We start from the raw sequence: 22,266 nt of genomic DNA, 5'->3' as shown, positions 1-22,266 counted from the left end.
TTTCAACGATGCCGTTACGGACCCTTGAGACCTGGCCCCACGGCGCAATCATGCTGGACGCAGAACACACGCGTTTTGCCTTGTGGGCGCCAGATGCGTTTTTCGTCAGTCTCGAACTGGAAGATGGACAATCCCTGCCACTGCTGCCTCAGGCCGATGGCTGGTTTGTGATCAACACCCGCTGCCCCGCGGGTACCCGCTACCGCTACAACATCGATGGCGAGCTGGAGGTGCCGGACCCGGCCTCCCGCGCGCAGGCGGGCGATATCAACAGCCACAGCGTGGTGGTCGATCCCCTCGCCTATCGGTGGCAACACAGCGCCTGGCAAGGTCGACCGTGGAATGAAGCGGTGATCTACGAACTGCACGTTGGTGCACTCGGTGGTTTCAGCCAGGTTGAGCAGCATTTGGAACACCTGGTCGAGCTGGGTATTACCGCCATCGAACTGATGCCGCTGGCGCAGTTCCCCGGCGAGCGTAACTGGGGCTATGACGGGGTTTTGCTTTACGCACCTCAAGCCTCCTACGGCTCGCCCGAACAACTCAAACACCTGATCGACACGGCCCACGGCCATGGTTTGGCGGTGATTCTCGATGTGGTCTACAACCACTTCGGCCCCGACGGCAATTACCTGCACCGCTACGCCAAAGGCTTTTTCCGCGAAGACAAACACACCCCGTGGGGCGCGGCGATCGACTTCCGGCGGCGCGAGGTGCGCGACTTTTTTATCGACAACGCGCTGATGTGGTTGCTGGAATACCGCTTCGACGGTCTGCGCCTGGACGCGGTGCATGCCATCGAAGACCCGGACTTTCTTCAGGAGTTGGCGCAACGGGTGCGGCGACAAACCGATCCGGCGCGACACGTGTGGCTCATGGCGGAAAACGAGCACAACCAGGCCAGTCTGCTGGAGCAAGGTTTCGACGCGCAGTGGAACGACGATGGCCATAATGCCCTGCACGTTCTACTCACGGGTGAAACCGATGCCTATTACGCCGATTATGCCGAGCAGCCCACCGAACAGCTCGCCCGCTGCCTGAGCCAGGGCTTCGTGTTTCAGGGCCACATCACCCGCGACGGTACAGCGCGCGGTGAGCCGAGCGGTCACTTGCCTCCTACAGCCTTCGTGCTTTTTCTGCAGAACCACGACCAAATCGGCAACCGCGCCTTTGGCGAGCGCCTGCATCAACTGGCCCATCCTGATGCCCTTTACGCCGCCACCGCGTTGCTGCTGTTGTCGCCGATGATCCCGCTGATGTTCATGGGCGACGAATTTGCCGCCGAGCAACCGTTCCTGTTCTTCACCAGTCACCACGGCGAATTGGCGGAACTGGTGCGCGAAGGACGACGCAACGAGTTCGCAGCGTTCAGCGCCTTTGCCGATCCGCACAAACGCGAGCAGATTCCCGACCCGAACGCGACGCAGACCTTCGAAGCTTCACGGCCGAAACTGACCACCAGCCGCCAATCGCCGATTTACGCTCTGTATCGCCAACTGCTGCAGATCCGCCACCGACACATCATCCCGCACCTGCCCGGCGCCCAGGCGCTGGGCGCGCAGGTACTGGCCGAGGGCGCGGTGACGGCGCGCTGGCGGCTGGGCGATGGCAGTCAGTTGCGCATTGACCTGAACCTCAGCGATGCGCCCGTGGTCCACACCCCACAGGCCGACGCGACATTGCTGTTCGAACACCCGCCACAATCGGCCGGTCTGTTGAATCAGGGCATGCTTGCCCCGTATTGCGCGCTAGTCAGCCTCACGGCCGCAGCCCCTTTGCTACCCCCGGATGGAGAGCGCCCATGAGCAATGCGCAACTGGAAATACTGGCCAGCCGAGCAGGCCTGGCCGTCGACTGGATCGATGCCAATGGCCGTCCACAGAAAGTGACCCCGGCGGTGTTGCGCTCGGTGCTGGCCGGGCTTGGCCATCCCGCCGGCACCGCCCAGGAAATCGACGCCAGCCTGTTGCAACTGCAAGAGGTGCAACAAACCCGGCACCTGCCACCGCTGCTGACCTGCGACGTGGGCGTCGGCCTTGACCTGGCCCACTACTTCGAACCGCAAACCCCGTGTGAGATCCATCTCGAAGACGGCTCACGGATCAACTTGAAGCTCGATGACAACGCTATGTTGCCCGGGCTGGTGCCGGTAGGTTATCAGCACGTCAGCATCGACGATCAATCCTTCACCCTGGCGGTGGCACCCCAGCACTGCTACAGCGTCGGCGACGCGGTTGACAGTAAAAACCCGCGCGCCTGGGGCCTGAGCGTGCAGTTGTACTCGCTGCGTCGCCCCGGCGATGGCGGTTTCGGCGATACCCAAGCCCTCGAAGATCTGGCCCGGGTGGCCGGCGAACGGGGCGCCGAAGCGTTGGCGATCAGCCCGCTGCATGCGATGTTCAGCGGCGACACCCAGCGTTACAGCCCTTACTCGCCGTCCAGCCGTTTGTTCCTCAATAGCCTGTACGCGGCGCCCGGAGCGATCCTCGGTGAGCGCGCCCTACGCACCGCGATCGACGCCACCGGCCTTGCCGCTGAGCTCAAGCACCTGGAAAAACTGCAGCTGATCGATTGGCCCACCGCCGCCGAAGCCAAGCACCGCTTGCTCGAAGCCTTGTACGAAGGATTCACCCACGGCGAACACCCCTTGCACCCGGACTTCAGCAGCTTCCGCCATGCCGGTGGCGAAGCGCTGGAAAATCATTGCCGCTTCGAAGCGATCCAGGAAGCCCGTGCGCAGCGCGGTGAAAGCCTCGACTGGCGCGAGTGGCCCGAGCAATGGCGTGACCCGCGCAGCACCGCCCTGGCGCATTTTGCCGAAGAAAACTCGACCCGTATCGGTTACTACGCATTTTGCCAATGGCTGATTGCGCGCAGCCTGGAGCGCGCCCAGGCCGCCGCCCGCGGTGCCGGCATGGGCATCGGCCTCATCGCCGACCTGGCCGTTGGCGCTGACGGCGGCGGCAGCCAGGCCTGGAGTCGTCAGGACGAATTGCTCGCCTCACTGACCGTGGGTGCGCCACCGGACATCCTCAACCGTTCCGGCCAGGGCTGGGGCATTTCCGCGTTCTCCCCCGAAGGTCTGGTGCGCAACGGCTTTCGCGCGTTCATCGAAATGCTGCGGGCCAACTTCGCCCATGCCGGCGGCCTGCGTATCGATCACGTCATGGGGCTGCAACGACTGTGGGTGATCCCCAACGACGCGCCGCCCAGCGACGGTGCCTACCTCTATTACCCGGTGGACGACCTGCTGCGCTTGCTGACCCTCGAATCCCATCGACATCAGGCCATCGTCCTCGGCGAAGACCTCGGCACCGTGCCCGAGGGTCTGCGCGAGAAACTCATCGCGCGCTCGATTCTCGGCATGCGCGTGCTGCTGTTCGAACAGGACAATACTCACTTCAAGCCGATTCTCGACTGGCCGGACAACGCCTTGGCAACCACCAGCACCCATGACCTGCCGACGCTCAATGGTTGGTGGCATGGCCGCGATATCGACTGGAGCGCGCGCTTGAATCTGGTCGACGCCCCGGGGGAAATCGAATGGCGCCAACACCGTGAACGCGAACGCGAAGGTTTGCGCCGGGTGCTGAGCGAGGACCCGCAGAATTTCCGCGAAGAGTCCCACGAAACCGATCAGGTGCTCGACGCCGCGATTCGCTTCCTCGGCCATACCCGCGCGCCGCTGGTATTGCTGCCAATGGAAGATGCCTTGGGTATCGAACAGCAGGCCAACCTGCCCGGCACCACCGACACCCATCCCAACTGGTCCCGCAGGCTGCCCGGCGACAGCGAAGCCCTGCTCGATGATCCGGACGCCGCCCGGCGCCTGGAACTGCTCGCCTGTGCGCGACTTCAGGCGGCCGAGCGTGACCAATGAATCAACCGTTCATCCAACCGCTGCGGGCGACTCTGCGGCTGCAATTTCATAAAGGTTTCACTCTGGATCAGGCGGTGCCGCTGGTGCCGTACTTCGCCAGCCTGGGCATCAGCCACGTCTATGCCTCGCCGCTGCTCGCCGCCCGCGCGGGGTCCATGCATGGCTACGACGTAGTGGACCCGACCACGGTCAACCCTGAACTGGGCGGCGAAGCGGCATTGCGCCGTTTGGTCGGTGCATTGCGCGAACAGAACATGGGACTGATCCTCGACATCGTCTCCAATCACATGGCCGTTGGCGGTGGCGACAACCCTTGGTGGCTCGACTTGCTGGAATGGGGGCGCCTGAGCCCTTACGGCGAGTTCTTCGACATTCAATGGCACTCGCCCGACCCGTTGATGGAAGGCCAATTGCTGCTGCCGTTTTTGGGCAGTGATTACGGCATCGCCCTGCAGGACGGCACCCTGCCCTTACGTTTCGATGCCCGGCGCGGTGCTTTTTATGTCGAGCACTACGAACATCACTTCCCGATTTGCCCCACGAACTACGGCGAACTGCTCAAGGCCGATGATCAATTGAATGCCGAGCAGGTCGAGCAGCTCAAATCCCTGGCAGACCGCTTCAGTACCTTGAGCTACCAGACCGACGCGCACAGCCTGGCGGTTCCGCTAAAAACCGAGCTGCATGAACTCGCCAGCGATCCGGCCATTCTTCATGCCATCCAGTACACCCTCGGCGCGTACGACTCGCTCACCCCCGAAGGTTTCCAGCGCCTGCATAACCTGCTGGAGCGCCAGAGTTATCGCCTGGCCAGCTGGCGCACCGCGGCGGACGACATCAACTGGCGGCGCTTTTTCGATATCAATGAACTGGGCGGCCTGCGCGTCGAACGGCCGGCGGTGTTCGAGGCGACCCATGCAAAAATCTTCGAGCTGGTGGCCGAAGGTCTCGTCGACGGGCTGCGCATCGATCACATCGATGGCCTCGCCGACCCGCGTGGTTACTGCCGCAAATTGCGCCGCCGAGTCGATAGCCTGGCACCGCAGCGGCACCTGCCGATCTACGTCGAGAAGATCCTCGGCGAAGGCGAAACCCTGCACCGCGACTGGTCTGTCGATGGCAGCACCGGTTACGAATTCATGAACCAGTTGTCGTTGCTGCAACACGACCCCGAAGGCGCCCAGACCTTGGGTGAACTCTGGAGCCGGCACAGCGAACGGCCCGCCGATTTCCGTCAGGAAGCACAACTGGCGCGCCAGCAGATTCTCAATGGCTCCCTCGCCGGGGATTTCGAAAGTGTCGCCCACGCCCTGTTGCAAGTGGCCCGGGACGATCTGATGACGCGGGATCTGACTCTCGGCGCAATCCGGCGGGCCTTGCAGGAACTGATCGTGCACTTCCCGGTGTATCGCACTTACATCAGCCCGCTGGGCCGAAACTGCGCCCAGGACGAGGTGTTTTTCCAGCAGGCCATGGACGGTGCAAGGCAAACCCTTGGCGAAGCCGACTGGCCCGTGCTCGATTGCCTGTCCGGCTGGCTCGGTGGCCAACCCTGGCGCAAACACCCGGTGGGCCGCCCACGCAAACTGCTCAAGCATGCGTGCGTGCGCTTCCAGCAACTGACCTCACCGGCAGCGGCCAAGGCGGTGGAAGACACCGCGCTTTATCGCTCGGCGGTGCTGCTGTCGCGTAACGATGTCGGCTACAACACCGAGCAGTTCAGTGCGCCGGTTTCCGACTTCCATGCTGCCTGCGTCAATCGCCTTGCCGAATTCCCCGACAACCTGCTGGCCACCGCGACCCACGACCACAAACGCGGCGAAGACACCCGCGCGCGGCTGGCGGTGTTGAGCGAGCGCAGCGCCTGGTATGCCGAACAGGTCGAACACTGGCGAACCCTGGCCGACGAATTGCGCACTGAACCCGGCGCACCCTCGGCGGGCGATGAGCTGATTCTCTATCAAGCGATCCTCGGCAGTTGGCCGCTGGAGCTTCGCAGCGATGATCAGGTGGCGCTCGAGAACTACGCCCAGCGCCTCTGGCAGTGGCAACAGAAAGCCCTGCGCGAAGCCAAGTTGCAAAGCAGCTGGAGCGCACCCAACGAGGGATATGAACAGGCGACCCATGGGTTTCTCGAACGCCTGCTGCTCAGCCCCGAAGGCCAGCCACTGCGCACGGCCATCCGTGCGGCGGCGCAGAGCATCGCCGCCCCGGGCGCGTTGAATGGCTTGGCGCAAACCTTGCTGCGAATGACCGTGCCGGGGGTACCGGATCTCTATCAGGGCAATGAGTTCTGGGACTTCACGCTGGTCGATCCGGACAACCGCCGGCCGGTGGATTACGTCAGCCGTCAGCAGGCCATGCACGTACGATTGGACCTGCCCTATCTGTTGGCGAACTGGCGTGACGGGCGCATCAAGCAAACCTTGATCGCCCAAGCGTTAAACCGACGTGCCGAGCATGCCGGGCTGTTTCAAAAAGGGACTTATCAAGCTCTTGAAGTCCTTGGCAGCCAGGCTCACCGGGTACTGGCGTTTGCTCGTGAATGGCAGGGAAAACGGGCTATCGTGATAGTACCGATACGCTGTGCCGAACTGCTGGAAAACAGTGCCGAACCACAGATTGACGCGCCACTCTGGGGCGATACACGGGTCAAGTTGCCGTTCGCCGTCCCTGAAGAAAATCTGAAGGGACTTTTTGCAAGCGTCATAGTCACAAAACACAGGGAACTGTTGGTCAGCACCGCGCTGGGGAATTTCCCGGTCAATCTCTTTATCCAAACTACCCAAGCTTGAGTTCAGTTCAGGAGCATTGCGATGAGTACCGACGATAAACGCATCCGCGAATTTGCCTATCAAATCTGGGAGTCCGAAGGGAAACCCGTGGGCCAGGAAAAACGCCATTGGGAGATGGCCTGCAAACTGGCCGAAGCCGAAGCACTGGCTCCCGGCAAGTCATCGAAAGCGACCGGCAGCAAACGCGTCGGCACCAAGTCCACGGTCGGCAAGCCCGACGGCAAGCTCAATGCCAAAGGCGTCGAACCCAAAACCAAGGCCAAAGCCAAACCCTCTGCTTCGACAGTGACCCCGCTTGGCGAAAAAAACGTCGAGAAAAAGCCACGCGCTGCGCGCAAACCGCCAACGACCTGACGCGCTTATCGCCTTGCCTCGCTTGATTTGTGGCGTGTCTCTCGCCTCCGAGGGCGCGCTCGCCCTCGAAAAAAACCAGAGCCACGGTTCATCGCAGTCGAGTACCGTCACCCCATGCAGGAGCAACTATGAGCAGTCCAAAGAAAACCGCGCCCGAACCTCGTGCCGAGGCTTCGCGAATCCGTGAAGGCTTGCCCTTCCCGCTAGGCGCGACCTGGGATGGCCTGGGGGTCAATTTCGCGCTGTTTTCTGCTAACGCGACCAAGGTCGAACTGTGCATCTTCGACGATTCCGGCGAGGTGGAACTCGAGCGTATCGAGCTACCGGAATACACCGATGAGATCTACCACGGCTACTTGCCCGACGCCCACCCGGGGTTGATCTACGGCTATCGCGTGTACGGTCCTTACGACCCGGCCAACGGTCATCGTTTCAACCCCAACAAGCTGCTGATCGATCCCTACGCCAAGCAATTGGTCGGTCGATTGAAATGGTCCGAAGCGTTGTTCGGCTACACCATCGGCCACCCTGACGCCGACCTCAGTTTCGATGAACGGGACAGCGCGCCCTTCGTGCCCAAATGCAAAGTGATCGACCCGGCTCACACCTGGGGTCATGACCATCGTGTCAGCGTGCCGTGGGATAAAACGATCATTTATGAAACACACGTACGCGGTATCAGCATGCGTCACCCCTCCGTCCCCGAGAACCTGCGTGGCACCTTCGCCGGGTTGATGGTCGATGACGTGCTGGAACACATCCGCAAGCTCGGCGTGTCGACCGTGGAATTGCTACCCATTCATGCCTTCGTCAATGACCAGCATCTGCTACACAAAGGCATGACCAATTACTGGGGTTACAACAGCATCGCGTTCTTTGCCCCGGACCCACGCTACCTGGCCAGCGGCAAGATCGCCGAGTTCAAGGAGATGGTCGCGCACCTGCACGAGGCCAATCTGGAAGTGATCCTCGACGTGGTCTACAACCACACCGCCGAGGGCAACGAACAAGGCCCGACCCTGTCGATGCGCGGCATCGACAACGCCTCTTACTACCGCTTGATGCCCGACGACAAGCGCTACTACATCAACGATTCCGGGACCGGCAACACCCTGGACCTGAGTCACCCGTGCGTGCTGCAAATGGTCACCGACTCCCTGCGTTACTGGGCCACGGAAATGCATGTGGACGGTTTCCGTTTTGACCTGGCGACCATTCTTGGCCGCTACCACGACGGTTTCGATGAGCGTCACAGCTTTCTCGTGGCCTGCCGTCAGGACCCGGTGCTGCGTCAGGTGAAGATGATTGCAGAAGCCTGGGATTGCGGCCCCGGGGGCTATCAAGTCGGGAACTTTCCGCCGGGTTGGGTTGAGTGGAATGACAAATTCCGCGACACCGTGCGCGCGTTCTGGAAAGGCGACGACGGCCAACTGGCGGACTTCGCCAGTCGCATGACCGCCTCCGGCGAAATGTTCAATCAGCGTGGCCGGCGGCCGTATGCTTCAGTGAACTTCGTCACCGCCCACGACGGTTTCACGATGAACGACCTGGTGTCGTACAACGACAAACACAACGAAGCCAACGACGAAAACAATCAGGACGGCAGCAACAACAACCTGTCCTGGAACCATGGCGTCGAAGGCCCGACCGACGATCCCGAGATCAACGAGCTGCGCCAGCGGCAAATGCGTAACTTCTTCGCCACGTTGCTGCTGTCCCAGGGCACGCCGATGCTGGTGGCCGGCGATGAGTTCGCCCGCACCCAGGAAGGTAATAACAACGCCTATTGCCAGGACAGCGAGATCGGCTGGGTCAATTGGGACCTGAGCGAAGACGGTAAGGCGCTGCTCAAGTTCGTCAAACGCCTGATCAAGTTGCGCCTGGCCTATCCGATCCTCCGTCGCGGGCGCTTCCTGGTGGGCAATTACAACGAAGACATCGGCGTCAAGGACGTGACCTGGCTGGCCCCGGACGGCAGCGAAATGTCCACCGAACAATGGGAGGAAGGCCACGGTCGTTGCCTGGGCATGCTGCTCGATGGCCGCGCCCAGGAAACCGGCATTCGCCGCAAGGGCGCCGACGCGACCCTGCTGCTGGTGGTCAACGCCCACCATGACATCGTCAACTTCCTGCTGCCGGAAGTGCCTGACGGCGGTTTCTGGACCTGCATGATCGACACCAATCAGCCGTCGATTCGTGGCCAGGAACGCTTCGAGTTCGGTCACGAATATTCAGTCACCGGCCGTTCGCTGCTGCTGTTCGAATTGCAGCGCGAAGAGGACGAGTAAAAGGGACCTTCAGGGGTGAGCCGTAATGCCATCTGTAGCAGCTGCCGAGCCTGCGAGGCTGCGTTCGGCTGCGCAGCAGTCGTCAAACCAGAGCTTGCGATGCATCAGGCAAACCGCGTCAGCCGGATTCACGACTGCTGCGCAGCCGAACGCAGCCTCGCGGGCTCGGCAGCTGCTACAAGGCGTGCATCGCTGCCGAAATGGATTTCGGTGACTATTTGCGACATCTGACACAGCCCGGATTAAAAAAACCGTATCCGACCAAAGGCTGAGGCGACGAATAGCGTTCCATGAGCAATACTCTGCCCGCAGCAATCCAGGGTTCGGAGCGCTGCAATTGCTATTTACCCCGCCTTCACGGGTCTGCCAGGCTTGCTCCCTTGCAAGTAATGAGCATGACTGAGGGCAAGACAGAACAAGGAAGTAGCGCCTATGAAATCGGTTTCCATCACTGAAAACAGTTTGCCAGCGCAGATCTGGAACAGCGCCCCGCAACTGGACAATATCCCTGTCATCAATACCGAAACGCTGGTCCCGGCCGGCGCTCGCGCGGTAGTCATTGCGCCGCATCCCGGTGATGAAGTGGTGACCTGCGGCGGCCTGCTGCAGTTGCTGTGCTCCCTCGGCCATCCTCTGCAATTGATCTCGATCACCGACGGTAGCTCCAGTCATCCGGGGTCGCGGCAGTGGTCGGAAAAACGCCTGAGCGTAATCCGCCCCCAGGAAAGCGTCGAAGCGTTGCGCCGGCTCGGGTTGCCGATGCACAGCCTGAAATGGATTCGCGGCGGCTTCACCGACAGCGGGCTGGGCGAGCGGGAGTCTGAGTTGACCCAATTCATCGTCCGCTACCTGCGCCCTGGCGATGTGGTGTTCAGCACCTGGCGCGAAGACGGTAACGTCGACCACGATGCCGTTGGCCGGGCCTGCGCCAGGGCAGCGGCTTTGGTCGGCGCGACGCTCAACGAAATACCGATCCGGGCCTGGCATTGGCCGACACGCGATCACGGGCTGATCCCCTGGCATCGCGCACGCAAGGTACGCCTCGACAACTGGACCGTCGCGCGCAAAAGCCACGCCACCTACGCCTACGCCAGCCAACTCGACGGCGAGCCGGCAATCGGCATCGCCCCAATGCTGCCCCCGGTGATACTGGAGCGCATGCGATTGCCGTATGAAATTGTGTTTGTCTGAAACCCGACCGGGCTCTGTAGCAGCTGTCGAGCTTGCGAGGCTGCGTTCGGCTGCGCAGCAGTCGTCAGTCCAGCATCTATGGTTTGCCTGACACACCGCGTCGCCTGATTTTACGACTGCTGCGCAGCCGTACGCAGCCTCGCAAGCTCGACAGCTGCTACCAGGTTGCCGTGAATGTGTTGTTACAAGACACATCACGCTGAACTGCTCGCCCGCGTATCAGTCGCATGGAAACAGCAGCCCTGATTCAGAGGAGTGAACGTGACCAGCGATGCCGAACGACAGGCCGTCGAATCAACGCCACCGAACACGCCTCCGGCGATTCATCGACTGAGAGTGCTGACGGTCAACACCCACAAAGGCTTCACCGCCCTCAACCGGCGTTTCATCCTCCCGGAACTGCGTGAAGCGGTACGCAGCACGTCGGCAGACCTGGTGTTTCTGCAGGAGGTAGTCGGTGAGCACGACCGGCATTCTTCCCGTTACAACGATTGGCCACAGACCTCGCAATACGAGTTCCTGGCCGACAGCATGTGGAGCGACTTCGCTTACGGTCGCAACGCGGTCTACCCCGACGGCCACCACGGAAATGCCCTGCTGTCGAAATACCCGATCCGCGAATTTCGCAACCTCGACGTCTCGATCACCGGCCCCGAGCGGCGTGGGTTGTTGCACTGTGTGCTGGATGTGCCGGGGCATGCCGAAGTGCATGCCATCTGCGTGCACCTGAGCCTGTTGGAAAGCCATCGACAACTCCAGTTGCAGTTGCTCTGCCTGTTGCTCGAATCGCTGCCCGATGACGCCCCGGTGATCATTGCCGGCGACTTCAACGACTGGCAGTTGCAAGGCAATGCCGCCCTCGCCCAGCGCGATTACCTGCATGAAGCCTTCGAACGCCATCATGGCCGGCCGGCGAAAACTTACCCGGCGCGTTTTCCCCTGCTGCGCCTGGACCGGATCTACCTGCGTAATGCCACCAGTCATGAACCGCGAATACTCGGCCACAAACCCTGGACGCATCTGTCGGACCATTTACCGCTGGCGGTGGAAGTGCGTCTGTAACACCGTCAAATGGCAGTCGCAAGGACTGCCAACTCTGACAGAAAAAATGACAGCAATGGCGCGCCGACGCCGTTTGTTTATCCTGCACTGGATCATCCACCAAACAACCGATAGCCCCCTACCCAACGCGTCTGGCTCGCGCTTTCGGGATGATTTTTTGCACAAACAACAACTTATATACGCGCCAAAAATCAGTCACTTACAACGCCTAAAATAGCCGTACCGCTTATCGGCCACTTTCTTGACGCAGCGTCAGCAGTCTTCTTAGCTAGTCCTTACTACCCCCGGAAATCCATCAGGGGCAAGCCTCCAGACTCCTGTAAAAACGGGCGGGTCTGCCCTTGCCTCAATCCATTCGGTCGCCCCTCATTCGGGGTAGGAGAGACGCCAAAGCGAGATACGCATGCGATTGCAAGGTAGACCCCCATGAAAACGTCGTTCACCCCACAAGAGATCAAAATCACTTTTTGCACTGTCACAGGTTCACTCCTGCTGTGTTCATCCATGGAGGTGCGGGCCGCGTCTGCCGAGGACGAACCAACCCCCTGGTACAACCAGGCACTGCCGTCCCTCACCTTGCCAACCGACTCCGCCACGTATCCCGGCCGCTTACGCTTCAATCCAGACTTACAAAGCTCACGCCTGACAGTTGAAGATGCCTCGCCTTCAGCCTGGGACCACGTCTATGGAAAAACCTCACGGCAGGCCCAAACCGACTCTCTGGCCCAAGGTTCTTCTATCCCCGGCGCCAGCGAATTCAAAGGCCCGGCGCTGCTGACCGTACAAAGCAATAGCGGCCATACCCAACGGGTCGGACTGATCGGCGGCACCACCCAATTCCAGGGCAATGACAATGGGCTGCTGACCAGTCGCGCCCTTGCCGACCCCGGCCATGACACGCTCAACCTTCAAGGCCAAAGTCTCGGCGCCTACTGGAGCCTGACCGGCCCGCAAGGCTGGCACGTGGACTTGTCGGCCAGCGGTGGCCGGGTCAACGGTTACAGCCGCAATGACCAAGGCGCGCGACAAGCCGCCGAAGGCAGCGCGGTGACGTTGTCGGTGGAAGGTGGTTTCCCGATTGGCCTGGGTAATAACTGGGTGATCGAACCCCAGGCACAATTGATCAATCAACGCATTACGCTGGATACGCCCAATGCCGGTTCTGGTAATGCGTCATCCAGCGACTTGACGTCCTGGAGTGGTCGTGTCGGTGCGCGCTTGAAAGGCAGTTACGATATTAACGGCCTGCCCGTCGAACCGTATGTGCGCACCAATGTGTGGCACACGGTGTACACCGGCAATACCGTGAGCCTGGATCAGGTCGACAAAATCAGCAGCAGTCGCAAATCCTCGACGGTGGATGTGGGTCTGGGTTTGGTGGCCAAAGTGACGCCTTTGGTCAGCCTGTATATCAGCGCCGATTACAGCAGCGATGTGGATGACAATGATTTGAACGGGTTGATTGGCAGCCTTGGGGTGCGGATGCGGTGGTGAAGCCTGGCCGATGATCGTTCCCACGCAGAGCGTGGGAACGATCAAGATCCTAACCCTCCGGACGCAAAATCAACACCGCCAACGGCGGCAGGTTCAACTCCAGTGAGAGGGCCTGGCCATGGCTCGGTTCTTCGTCGGTGAACACCCCGCCGCCGTTACCGTAGTTGGACCCGGCATAAGTGTCGGCATCGCTGTTGATCAACTCGACCCAGCGCCCGGCAAACGGCACGCCGACGCGGTAGGCCTGTCGCGGCACCGGGGTGAAGTTGGCCACCACCAACACCGGCCGCCCGTCCTTGCTCCAGCGCAGCCAGGCGTAAACGCTGTTGACCGCATCGTCGCCAATTAACCACTGGAAGCCTTGCGGGGCGTCGTCCTGATCGTGCAGCGCCGGCTCTTCGCGATACAACCGATTCAGGTCACCGACCAGTTTGCGCACCCCTTGGTGTTCCGGGTATTGCAGCAAATACCAGTCCAGTTGCTGATCGTGATTCCACTCTCGCCACTGGCCGAATTCGCAGCCCATGAACAACAGTTTCTTGCCGGGATGCGTCCACATGAAACTCAGATAAGCCCGCAGGTTGGCAAACTTCTGCCAACGGTCCCCCGGCATCTTGTCAATCAGCGAATGCTTGCCATGCACCACTTCATCGTGCGAAATCGGCAGGATGAAGCGCTCGGACCAGGCATACACCAGGCCGAAACTCAGCTCGTTGTGGTGATGGGCGCGGTACACCGGATCCTGCTGAATGTAATGCAGCGAGTCGTGCATCCAGCCCATGTTCCACTTATAGGCAAAACCCAGCCCACCCTGTTGCGTGCTCTGGCTGACACCCGGCCACGCCGTGGACTCTTCGGCAATCACCAGCGCGCCCGGCGTTTCCAGGGCCACTACATCATTGAGATGGCGGACGAAATCAATGGCTTCCAGATTCTCCCGACCGCCGTGACGGTTGGGCACCCATTCGCCGGCCTTGCGCGAGTAATCGCGATACAGCATCGACGCCACTGCGTCCACGCGCAGGCCATCGACGTGGAAATGCTTGAGCCAGTGCAGCGCCGACGCCAGCATGTAGCCATGCACCTCGGTGCGGCCCAGGTTGTAGATCAGCGTGTCCCAATCCTGGTGAAAACCTTCCTGCGGGTTGCCGTACTCATACAACGCGGTGCCGTCGAACTGCGCCAGGCCGTGGGTATCGGTGGGAAAATGCGCTGGCACCCAATCGAGGATCACGCCGATCTCGGCCTGGTGACAGGCATTGACGAACGCGGCGAAGTCATCCGGCGTGCCGTAACGGGCGCTCGGGGCGAATTGCGACAGCAGTTGATAACCCCAGGAGCCACCGAATGGATGCTCCATGATCGGCATCAGTTCGATGTGGGTGAAACCCAGCTCCTTCACGTAAGGAATCAGCCGCTCGGCCAACTCGGGCCAGGTGTACTGACGGGCGACCTCGCCCAGGTCATCCAGCTCGCATTGCCAGGAACCGGCATGCAATTCGTAAATCGACAGCGGTGCACTGGTTCGCTGACGCTCGCCCCGCGACTGCATCCAGGCGTGGTCCTGCCAATCGATTTTCAGCGGCGAGGCGACTTTCGACGCCGTGTCCGGTGGCAAAGCGGTGGCAAGGGCCATCGGGTCGGCCTTGAGCGGCAGAATGCCGTGGGCACCGAGGATTTCGTATTTGTAGGCCTCCCCCGCTGGCAGGCGCGGGATGAACAACTCCCAGACACCGGTAGGGTGGCGCAGACGCATCGGATGCCGACGTCCATCCCAGACGTTGAAATCGCCAACCACCGAAACCCTTTTTGCGTTCGGCGCCCACACGGCGAAGCGCACGCCATCCACGCCATCGACCGTCTTCAACTGCGCGCCGAGGCAGCTGCTCAGGTCGCGGTGATTGCCCTCGGCGAACAGGTACAAGTCCATCTCGCCGAGTAACGGGCCAAAGCTGTAGGGATCCTCGGCGAGTTGCTCGCCACCGGCCCAACGGGTTCGCAACAGATAGGGCCGGTCCCGCTCGAAGTGTCCGACGAACAGCCCCGGGGTTTGGGTGGTCTCAAGGCTGCCGAGTTCCTCCCCGGACTCTTTGTCCACCACCTGCACGCTCAAGGCGTCCGGTAGATAGGCTCGAATGAATTGCCCGCCGGCGCCATCGCCGTGCGGGCCGAGAATTGCAAAGGGGTCTTGGTGCTCGGCGCGTACCAACGCATCGATGTCCCGCGCCCTGGGTAGCAGCGCCTGTCCCACATGCCCCTGTTCCTTGTTCGAGATACTCATGACTACTCTCCACCAAGATCGGAAAAGGGTTTGAGCCCACTCAATAACCCGTACAGACCGTGCAACGGCACGGGCAGCCAGGTGGGGCGATTTTCAGCCTCATAGGCCACTTCATAAGCTGCCTTCTCCAGACCGAACAACGCCAGCGCGGCGTCTTCGCCTTCAGGATCTTGCCATGCATGAGCAAGACTAGCTGCCGCCAGCCGATAAGCGTCGACAAATGCTTGCCTTGCCTCTTTCAGATAACGCTCGGCAACCCGTTGACGCGCCTCTTGGGCGGAGACGGTGTTATCGACGTTATGCACGTTGATCGTCATCGCCGCGGCGTAATCGAAGGAGCGCAACACGCCGCTGACATCTTTATAAGGGCTGTGTTTGCCTCGGCGCTCATGCAGCGGCCGCGCCGGCTCGCCCTCGAAATCGATCAGGTAGGCATCGCCTTTGATCACCAGCACCTGCCCCAGGTGCAAGTCACCATGGACGCGAATGCGCAGGCCACCAGCCGCTTTCTTACCCAACTCCTGAACATGGCTGAGGATGGCTTTTTTGTTGTCCAGCAAACGACTGACCAATGCCTGATCCTCGGCGTTCAGTTCAGTTTGATGCTGCTTGAGTAACTTCAGGGCATGTTCCAGTTGCGCCGCCACGTCCTTGGCCGAGGCCAGGGCATCTTTCTGGGTGGTGATTTGTGGCGCGAAGTCCGGGTTAGCGCTCGGGGCCGCCAACACCTGATGCATTTCCCCCAGGCGCTGGCCAAGCATGCCGGCAAAATCCTTCAGCTCGCCGAGGGCGTTGTAGTGCTGCTCCTGCTCCGACACGGCATCAGCGAGTTCGTCGCGAAGTGCCCGTTCGAGGTTGTTCTGGGTCCACTCCCACGCGTCGCCCTGATTGCTCAAGTAGCCTTGGGCGATCATCAACAACGTGTCCTCGCCCGCCGCATCGCGACGAATCACCGCCCCCAGCAGCGGCGAAATATTCTGGAAGCCGGCATGGGTCAGGTACGCACTCATTTCCAGTTCCGGGTGCACGCCTGACGCGACCTTGCGGATCAATTTCAGCACAAGGCTGCTGCCGATCACCACCGAACTGTTGGATTGCTCGGCGGACAGGTACCGCACCTCCGACTCGGCAGTCAGGCCAAGTTTGGCCAGTTCGTCGGTAGGCTCGAAGCGGATCTCGCCGCCGTCCGACGGCAACACCATGCCGGCCTGCATGCTCTGCAACACGGCATGAACAAAGCTGTCGAGGCTGAAGGCGTCGGTGATCAGCCCGACCTGACGCCCGCGCCGGACCCTGGCCAGCGCCAATTGCTGCGGCAACGCCGCGCCGACCTGCTCCTCGGAGATAAAACCGAATGGCAACTGATAGCGGCTGGTCTGACCGCCGCTGGTGACGTCGATTTCACCCAACAGCACTGGATGCTGCGGGTCGCCAAAACGCACGCCGTAAGCGAGGTTGACGTTGTCGATGATGCCGTCCTTGCCGGCGTACCAGCGGCGGTTCTGCAACCAGCTCGGCAGGATGCCCTGTTCCAGGGTGTGACGGGACGGCGCCTCGAGCAGCTCTTCCATGCGTTTCTTCAGCACCAGGGTGGTGAAGTCCGGCAGGCTTTGTGCCGGCTCCACGTGCCAGCTCGGCATTTGGTTTTCCGCCGCCAGCCCGAACCAATAGAAGCCGTAAGGCGCCAGCGTCAGCAGGAAATTCAACTGGCCGATCGGCGGGAACGCATTGCCGCCAAGCATCTCCACCGGAACCATGCCGACGTATGCCGACAGATCCAGTTCCGCCGCTTGCGCGCTGCGGGACACGTTGGCCACGCACAGAATAATCTCGTGCTTGCCGTCAGGGCCGGTGAATTCGCGGGTATAAGCCAGAATCCGTCGATTGCTCGGCGAGAGCATCTTCAGCGTCCCGCGACCGAAGGCCTTGGACTGCTTGCGTATCGCGAGCATGCGCCGGGTCCAGTTCAACAATGAATGAGGGTCGCCAGCCTGGGTTTCGACGTTGACAGACAGGTAGCCGTATTGCGGGTCCATGATCGGCGGCAACACCAGGCTGGCCGGGTCGGCGCGAGAGAATCCGCCATTACGGTCGATCGACCACTGCATCGGCGTGCGCACACCGTCGCGGTCGCCGAGGTAGATGTTGTCGCCCATGCCGATTTCATCGCCGTAATACAGGGTCGGCGTGCCGGGCATCGACAGTAGCAGGCTGTTGAGCAATTCCACGCGGCGACGATCGCGCTCCATCAACGGCGCCAGACGCCGACGAATCCCCAGATTGATCCGCGCCCGACGGTCGGCGGCGTAGTAATTCCACAGGTAATCGCGCTCCCGGTCGGTGACCATTTCCAGGGTCAGCTCATCGTGGTTGCGCAGGAAAATCGCCCACTGGCAGTTGGCGGGGATTTCCGGCGTCTGACGCAAAATATCGGTGATCGGAAAGCGATCTTCCTGAGCCAGTGCCATGTACATGCGCGGCATCAACGGGAAGTGAAAGGCCATGTGGCATTCGTCGCCGTTCTGGCCGCTGGCATCGGTGTTGCCAAAGTACAGCTGAGTGTCTTCCGGCCACTGATTGGCCTCGGCCAGCAACATGCGGTCGGGATAGTTTGCGTCGATCTCGGCACGGATCTGCTTGAGGACGTCGTGGGTCTCGGGCAGGTTTTCGTTGTTGGTGCCATCGCGCTCGATCAGGTACGGGATCGCGTCCAGACGCAGACCGTCGATGCCCATGTCGAGCCAGTAACGCATCACCGACAGTACCGCTTTCATGACCTGCGGGTTGTCAAAGTTCAGGTCCGGTTGGTGCGAATAGAAACGGTGCCAGAAGTACTGACCGGCCACCGGGTCCCAGGTCCAGTTGGACTTTTCGGTGTCGAGAAAGATGATGCGGGTGCCGTCGTATTTCTGGTCGTCATCGGACCAGACATAGAAGTCGCGGGCCGCCGAACCGGGCTTGGCCTTGCGCGCACGCTGGAACCACGCGTGCTGGTCCGAGGTGTGATTAATGACCAGTTCGGTAATCACCCGCAGGCCGCGTTTATGGGCCTCGGAAATGAAGCGTTTGGCATCGGCCATGGTGCCGTAGTCAGGATGCACGCCACGGTATTCGGCGATGTCGTAACCGTCGTCGCGTCGTGGCGAGGGGTAGAACGGCAACAGCCAGATGGTGTTGACGCCCAGATCGGCAATGTAATCGAGTTTGGCGATAAGGCCGGGAAAGTCGCCGATCCCGTCGTTGTTGGAGTCGAAAAAAGACTTAACGTGAACCTGGTAGATCACCGCATCCTTGTACCAGAGCGGGTCCTTGATAAAGGTGGCTGACCTGGGTTTCTTCGCCATTTGTAACTCCTGAAAAATTCTGGGAAAACATCAACTGCCTGAAGAAATGCGGTCAGTGTGGGAGCTGGCTTGCCTGCGATAGCAATCTGTCAGTGAGCATGTTCGGCGCTGACCCACCGCTATCGCAGGCAAGCCAGCTCCCACATTGATCTTCGCTAGGCTCAGGAACGAGTAATCCTCCAAATCCCGAACGGCAGATGCCATGGTTCGATCCGCATGAACTGGTACTTGCCGTGCCAGGTCCAGCGGTGGCCGTTCATCAAGTCCTCGCCCTGAGTGACGGCATCGTCGGGCAGGCCCATTTCCCACAGCGGCAATTCGAAATTCGCCTCTTGGGCGTGATGCGGATCGAGGCTGACCGCCACCAGAATGAAATTGCTGCCGTCGACGCTGCGTTTGCCGAAGTACAGAATGTTGTCGTTCCAGGCGTTGTAGACCTTCAGGCCCAGGTGCGTGTGCAACGCCGGGTTCTGCCGGCGGATGCGGTTGAGCTGGGCGATTTCGGCAATGATGTTGCCCGGCGCGTTGAAGTCCCGTGGGCGGATTTCGTACTTCTCGGAATTGAGGTATTCCTCCCGGCCCGGCACCGGTGCGGCTTCACACAGTTCAAAACCCGAATACATACCCCACAGGCCAGAGCCCATGGTCGCCAGCGCGGCACGAATCAGAAAACCCGCGCGCCCGGATTCATGCAGGAACGCCGGGTTGATGTCCGGCGTGTTGACGAAAAAATTCGGCCGGTAGCATTCACGCCACGGCGACTCGTTGAGTTCGGTGAGATAGGTTGCCAGCTCGCTCTTGGTATTGCGCCAGGTGAAATAGGTGTAGCTCTGGGAGTAACCGACTTTGCCCAGGCGCGCCATCATCGCCGGGGTGGTAAAGGCTTCGGCCAGGAAGATCACCTCGGGGTACAGCGCCCGCACATCGGCGATCATCCACTGCCAGAACGGCAATGGTTTGGTGTGAGGGTTATCGACGCGAAACAGCTTCACGCCCTCCTTGACCCAACCGACCACGATGTCACGCAACTCGATCCACAGGCTGGGAATGGCATCCACGGCATAGAAATCGACGTTGACGATGTCCTGGTATTTCTTCGGCGGGTTCTCGGCGTATTTGATCGTGCCGTCCGGCCGCCAGTTGAACCAGCCCGGGTGCTGTTTGAGCCACGGGTGATCCTGGGAACACTGAATCGCAAAGTCGAGAGCGATTTCCAGCCCATGCTCGGCAGCGGCCGCGACGAGCCGGCGAAAGTCCTCGCGAGTGCCCAGTTCCGAGTGAATCGCCTCATGCCCGCCCTCTTCACTGCCGATGGCGTAAGGGCTGCCCGGATCGTCGGGGCCGGCGATCAACGAGTTGTTCGGGCCTTTGCGGTAGCTGCGGCCAATCGGGTGGATCGGCGTGAAATACAGCACGTCGAAGCCCATGTCCTGGATCATCGGCAGCCGCGAATGCACGTCGTTGAAAGTGCCGTGGCGGGCCGGATCATCGGTGATCGAGCGCGGAAACAGTTCATACCAACTGGCGAACTGCGCCAGCGCTCGTTCTACGTCCACCGGGTATTCAGGACTCAGGCTCAGGAACGGACGATGGTCGGCCTGGGCCATCAGATCCGCGCTACGTTGGTGCAGAAACAAGGCAACCTGCTCGGTTTCGAGCAGACCGGACAACTCATGGTGCAACGCCGCCAGTTGTTCACTGAGCGGGCCCTCGGAACGTTCGGCTGCCTGCTGGACGTGAGAGCGCCCTTCCTGCAATTCCAGGCTGACCGGAACGCCGACGGCGTGTTTTTTCTCTAGCTCATAACAAAAGCTGGCGAACTGATCGATCCAGGCTTCGAGGCAGAACACATAACGCCCCTGCTTCTTGACACGAAACTGGCCCTGCCAGCCGTTATTGCCCAGCTCGGCCATCACCTCGCTCTGCCAGGTTTCGTCGCCGTCGGCACGCCAGCGGATGCGCACGGCCAGTTTGTCGTGACCGTCGGCAAATACTTTGCTGGTCACCACCACATCCTGATCAATCACGGCTTTAATGGCGAATTGGCCGCCATCGAGGATCGGCATGGTGTTTTCGATCACGATGCGCGGCAACAACAAGGCTTGCGACAGCGGTATATGAGGGTTGTAGCTCAACTCTGTGGGTTTTTCAGCGGTCATCGAGCATCTCTCCTTAACGCCCCAAGGACGCTCTTGTGCCTGGTCGTCGTTCACACGAAGCGGTCTGCCCCGACATGAACTCACTTAAGTTCCGAACAGCAGGCGCCGGTAAAAGTTCAGAGGGATTTGCCAAGTCTTTCGGGGAATCAAATTCCCTGTGTACGGGTCAACCAACTTAAGCACGACTCACGCCATCTGCCAGTGGAGACTATCGATGAGCATTCCAATCCCGGCCGAGACACCCGATCCGAACATCGATGAGCCGACGATTCCGCCAACACCGCCAACCGAACCCGGCCCCGTCCCCGAGCAGGAACCGCCAGGCACCAGCCCACCACCCCGGGAAGAGCCGCCTAGCTCCCAGCCGCCGGAAATCGTGAGTCCGTAAACTGCATGAAGACTCAAATTATGGGTGTCGATCCTTTTCAAACTGGCGCACGACGATAGGCATTACACCGAGAATCACCAATGCCAGCAACGTACTGAGCACGGCTGTCGCCTCGCGGCCCATTCCGGCCGAAACACCAATGGCCGCCGTCATCCACAAACCGGCGGCGGTGGTCAGGCCTTTGACATGGCCCTCATCGCCATCAGTGTTTTTCAGGATAGTCCCGGCGCCAAGAAAGCCGATGCCGGCGATCACGCCCTGCACCACTCGGCTCATGGCATCGGCCTGGGATCCTGACATCTGCGGCACCAGCACAAACAGCGCCGCGCCCAGCGCCACCAGCATATGGGTGCGAACCCCGGCGGCCTTACCTTTCTGCTCGCGTTCGAAACCGAGAAGGCCGCCCAGCAAAGCGGCGATCAGCAAGCGCACCGTAATGCGCGTCAGTTGTGAAGCATCGCCAATGTCGGCGAACTCCGCTTGCAGCGTCACCCAAACCTCATGCCACCAGGCGTCCATGGCGCAGTCCTTGTGATGATTTAATGACTCGATAAAGGATGGACCGCACCCACCATTAATCGGTTGCACAGAACGATGACCGGCGAATGCGCCCTAACACTTCAGAATCCGCCGAAAAAAGGACGCCTCCATGACCGTGCGCATCGAAAACCAGACCTGCTTTTTCACCACCGAAAGCGGCGAAGAAATTCGTCTTTGCCCCGACGTGACCATCCTCACCGACGGGGAAAAATCCATGTCGGCGGTCGACCTCGACGGCCAGCGCATCTACATCACCGAAGCAGAAGCCGATGCATTGACCGTAGCAGGCGCAGTGGATGAACGCCGGCATTTGAAGGCCACGGACAGTGATTCGGTGATTTGACTGACCCGCATCAACACACGCCGCAAACACCTGGCATAGGCGTTTGCGGCCTGCCGTTGCGGGTGCATCAAGTTGTCGCAGGCGAGTGCCGAAAACTCATCTGATCCGCTTTTTATTGCTATAGCTGAGTCTGTTATGCAAACAGAT

General features: G+C 60.6%; 14 protein-coding genes. 10 read left to right on the top strand and 4 right to left on the bottom strand.

Going from position 1 to position 22,266, the window contains the following annotated elements; translation table 11 throughout:
* Window positions 1-8: 8 nt before the first annotated feature.
* The 8 genes from treZ to KGB18_RS06535 all read left to right on the top strand — a co-directional run bounded on the left by treZ (window position 9) and on the right by KGB18_RS06535 (window position 13,064).
* A complete protein-coding gene (gene treZ, locus KGB18_RS06570; protein WP_201060338.1) occupies window positions 9-1,805 on the top strand; it encodes a malto-oligosyltrehalose trehalohydrolase in 1,797 nt (598 codons plus the stop codon).
* Entirely contained in the window at window positions 1,802-3,880 is a 2,079-nt protein-coding gene (malQ, locus tag KGB18_RS06565) for a 4-alpha-glucanotransferase (protein WP_201060337.1), read from the top strand. The genes treZ and malQ overlap by 4 nt, the downstream gene beginning before the upstream one ends.
* Window positions 3,877-6,675, top strand: a complete 2,799-nt coding sequence (locus tag KGB18_RS06560) for a malto-oligosyltrehalose synthase (RefSeq protein WP_223569562.1) — start codon at window positions 3,877-3,879, stop codon at window positions 6,673-6,675. The genes malQ and KGB18_RS06560 overlap by 4 nt, the downstream gene beginning before the upstream one ends.
* A 21-nt stretch (window positions 6,676-6,696) precedes the next feature.
* Window positions 6,697-7,029 carry a DUF2934 domain-containing protein gene (locus KGB18_RS06555; protein ID WP_123722943.1) on the top strand — a complete coding sequence of 111 codons (333 nt, stop codon included), beginning with the start codon at window positions 6,697-6,699 and terminating at the stop codon, window positions 7,027-7,029.
* A 128-nt stretch (window positions 7,030-7,157) separates the two neighbouring features.
* Complete coding sequence (gene glgX / locus KGB18_RS06550; protein ID WP_038983511.1) at window positions 7,158-9,317, top strand: glycogen debranching protein GlgX; 2,160 nt, start codon at window positions 7,158-7,160, stop codon at window positions 9,315-9,317.
* Window positions 9,318-9,749: 432 nt separating this feature from the next.
* Complete coding sequence (locus tag KGB18_RS06545) at window positions 9,750-10,508, top strand: PIG-L deacetylase family protein (protein ID WP_123722944.1); 759 nt, start codon at window positions 9,750-9,752, stop codon at window positions 10,506-10,508.
* A 261-nt stretch (window positions 10,509-10,769) separates the two neighbouring features.
* Complete coding sequence (locus KGB18_RS06540; protein WP_223569561.1) at window positions 10,770-11,570, top strand: endonuclease/exonuclease/phosphatase family protein; 801 nt, start codon at window positions 10,770-10,772, stop codon at window positions 11,568-11,570.
* 426 nt (window positions 11,571-11,996) lie between these two features.
* A complete protein-coding gene (locus KGB18_RS06535) occupies window positions 11,997-13,064 on the top strand; it encodes an autotransporter outer membrane beta-barrel domain-containing protein (RefSeq protein WP_223569560.1) in 1,068 nt (355 codons plus the stop codon).
* Window positions 13,065-13,113: 49 nt separating this feature from the next.
* Here KGB18_RS06535 and glgB read toward each other — a convergent pair whose 3' ends face one another.
* From glgB to KGB18_RS06520, 3 genes are all read right to left on the bottom strand, one after another.
* A complete protein-coding gene (gene glgB / locus KGB18_RS06530; RefSeq protein WP_123722947.1) occupies window positions 13,114-15,345 on the bottom strand; it encodes a 1,4-alpha-glucan branching protein GlgB in 2,232 nt (743 codons plus the stop codon).
* A 2-nt stretch (window positions 15,346-15,347) separates the two neighbouring features.
* Window positions 15,348-18,689 carry a maltose alpha-D-glucosyltransferase gene (gene treS, locus KGB18_RS06525; protein WP_223569559.1) on the bottom strand — a complete coding sequence of 1,114 codons (3,342 nt, stop codon included), beginning with the start codon at window positions 18,687-18,689 and terminating at the stop codon, window positions 15,348-15,350.
* A gap of 161 nt (window positions 18,690-18,850) precedes the next feature.
* On the bottom strand, window positions 18,851-20,848 hold the full coding sequence (locus KGB18_RS06520; RefSeq protein ID WP_223569558.1) for an alpha-1,4-glucan--maltose-1-phosphate maltosyltransferase: 1,998 nt from the start codon (window positions 20,846-20,848) through the stop codon (window positions 18,851-18,853).
* A gap of 214 nt (window positions 20,849-21,062) precedes the next feature.
* Between KGB18_RS06520 and KGB18_RS06515 the strand changes: the two genes are divergently transcribed.
* Window positions 21,063-21,236: a hypothetical protein gene (locus KGB18_RS06515; RefSeq protein ID WP_201060485.1), complete on the top strand. Its 174-nt coding sequence runs from the start codon at window positions 21,063-21,065 to the stop codon at window positions 21,234-21,236.
* A gap of 18 nt (window positions 21,237-21,254) precedes the next feature.
* Here the strand turns inward: KGB18_RS06515 and KGB18_RS06510 are convergent, their stop codons facing one another.
* Window positions 21,255-21,755 carry an MgtC/SapB family protein gene (locus KGB18_RS06510; protein WP_201060333.1) on the bottom strand — a complete coding sequence of 167 codons (501 nt, stop codon included), beginning with the start codon at window positions 21,753-21,755 and terminating at the stop codon, window positions 21,255-21,257.
* 130 nt (window positions 21,756-21,885) lie between these two features.
* On the opposite strand from KGB18_RS06510, the gene KGB18_RS06505 reads away from it, so the two are divergent.
* Entirely contained in the window at window positions 21,886-22,119 is a 234-nt protein-coding gene (locus tag KGB18_RS06505) for a DUF3203 family protein (RefSeq protein WP_123722951.1), read from the top strand.
* Window positions 22,120-22,266: the final 147 nt, after the last annotated feature.

It is taken from the genome of Pseudomonas sp. BF-R-26, assembly GCF_019947395.1.
GTDB lineage: Bacteria > Pseudomonadota > Gammaproteobacteria > Pseudomonadales > Pseudomonadaceae > Aquipseudomonas > Aquipseudomonas farris.
The sequence above is the reverse complement of the archived record's forward strand: the minus strand, read 5'-3'. Positions and strand labels throughout refer to the sequence as shown.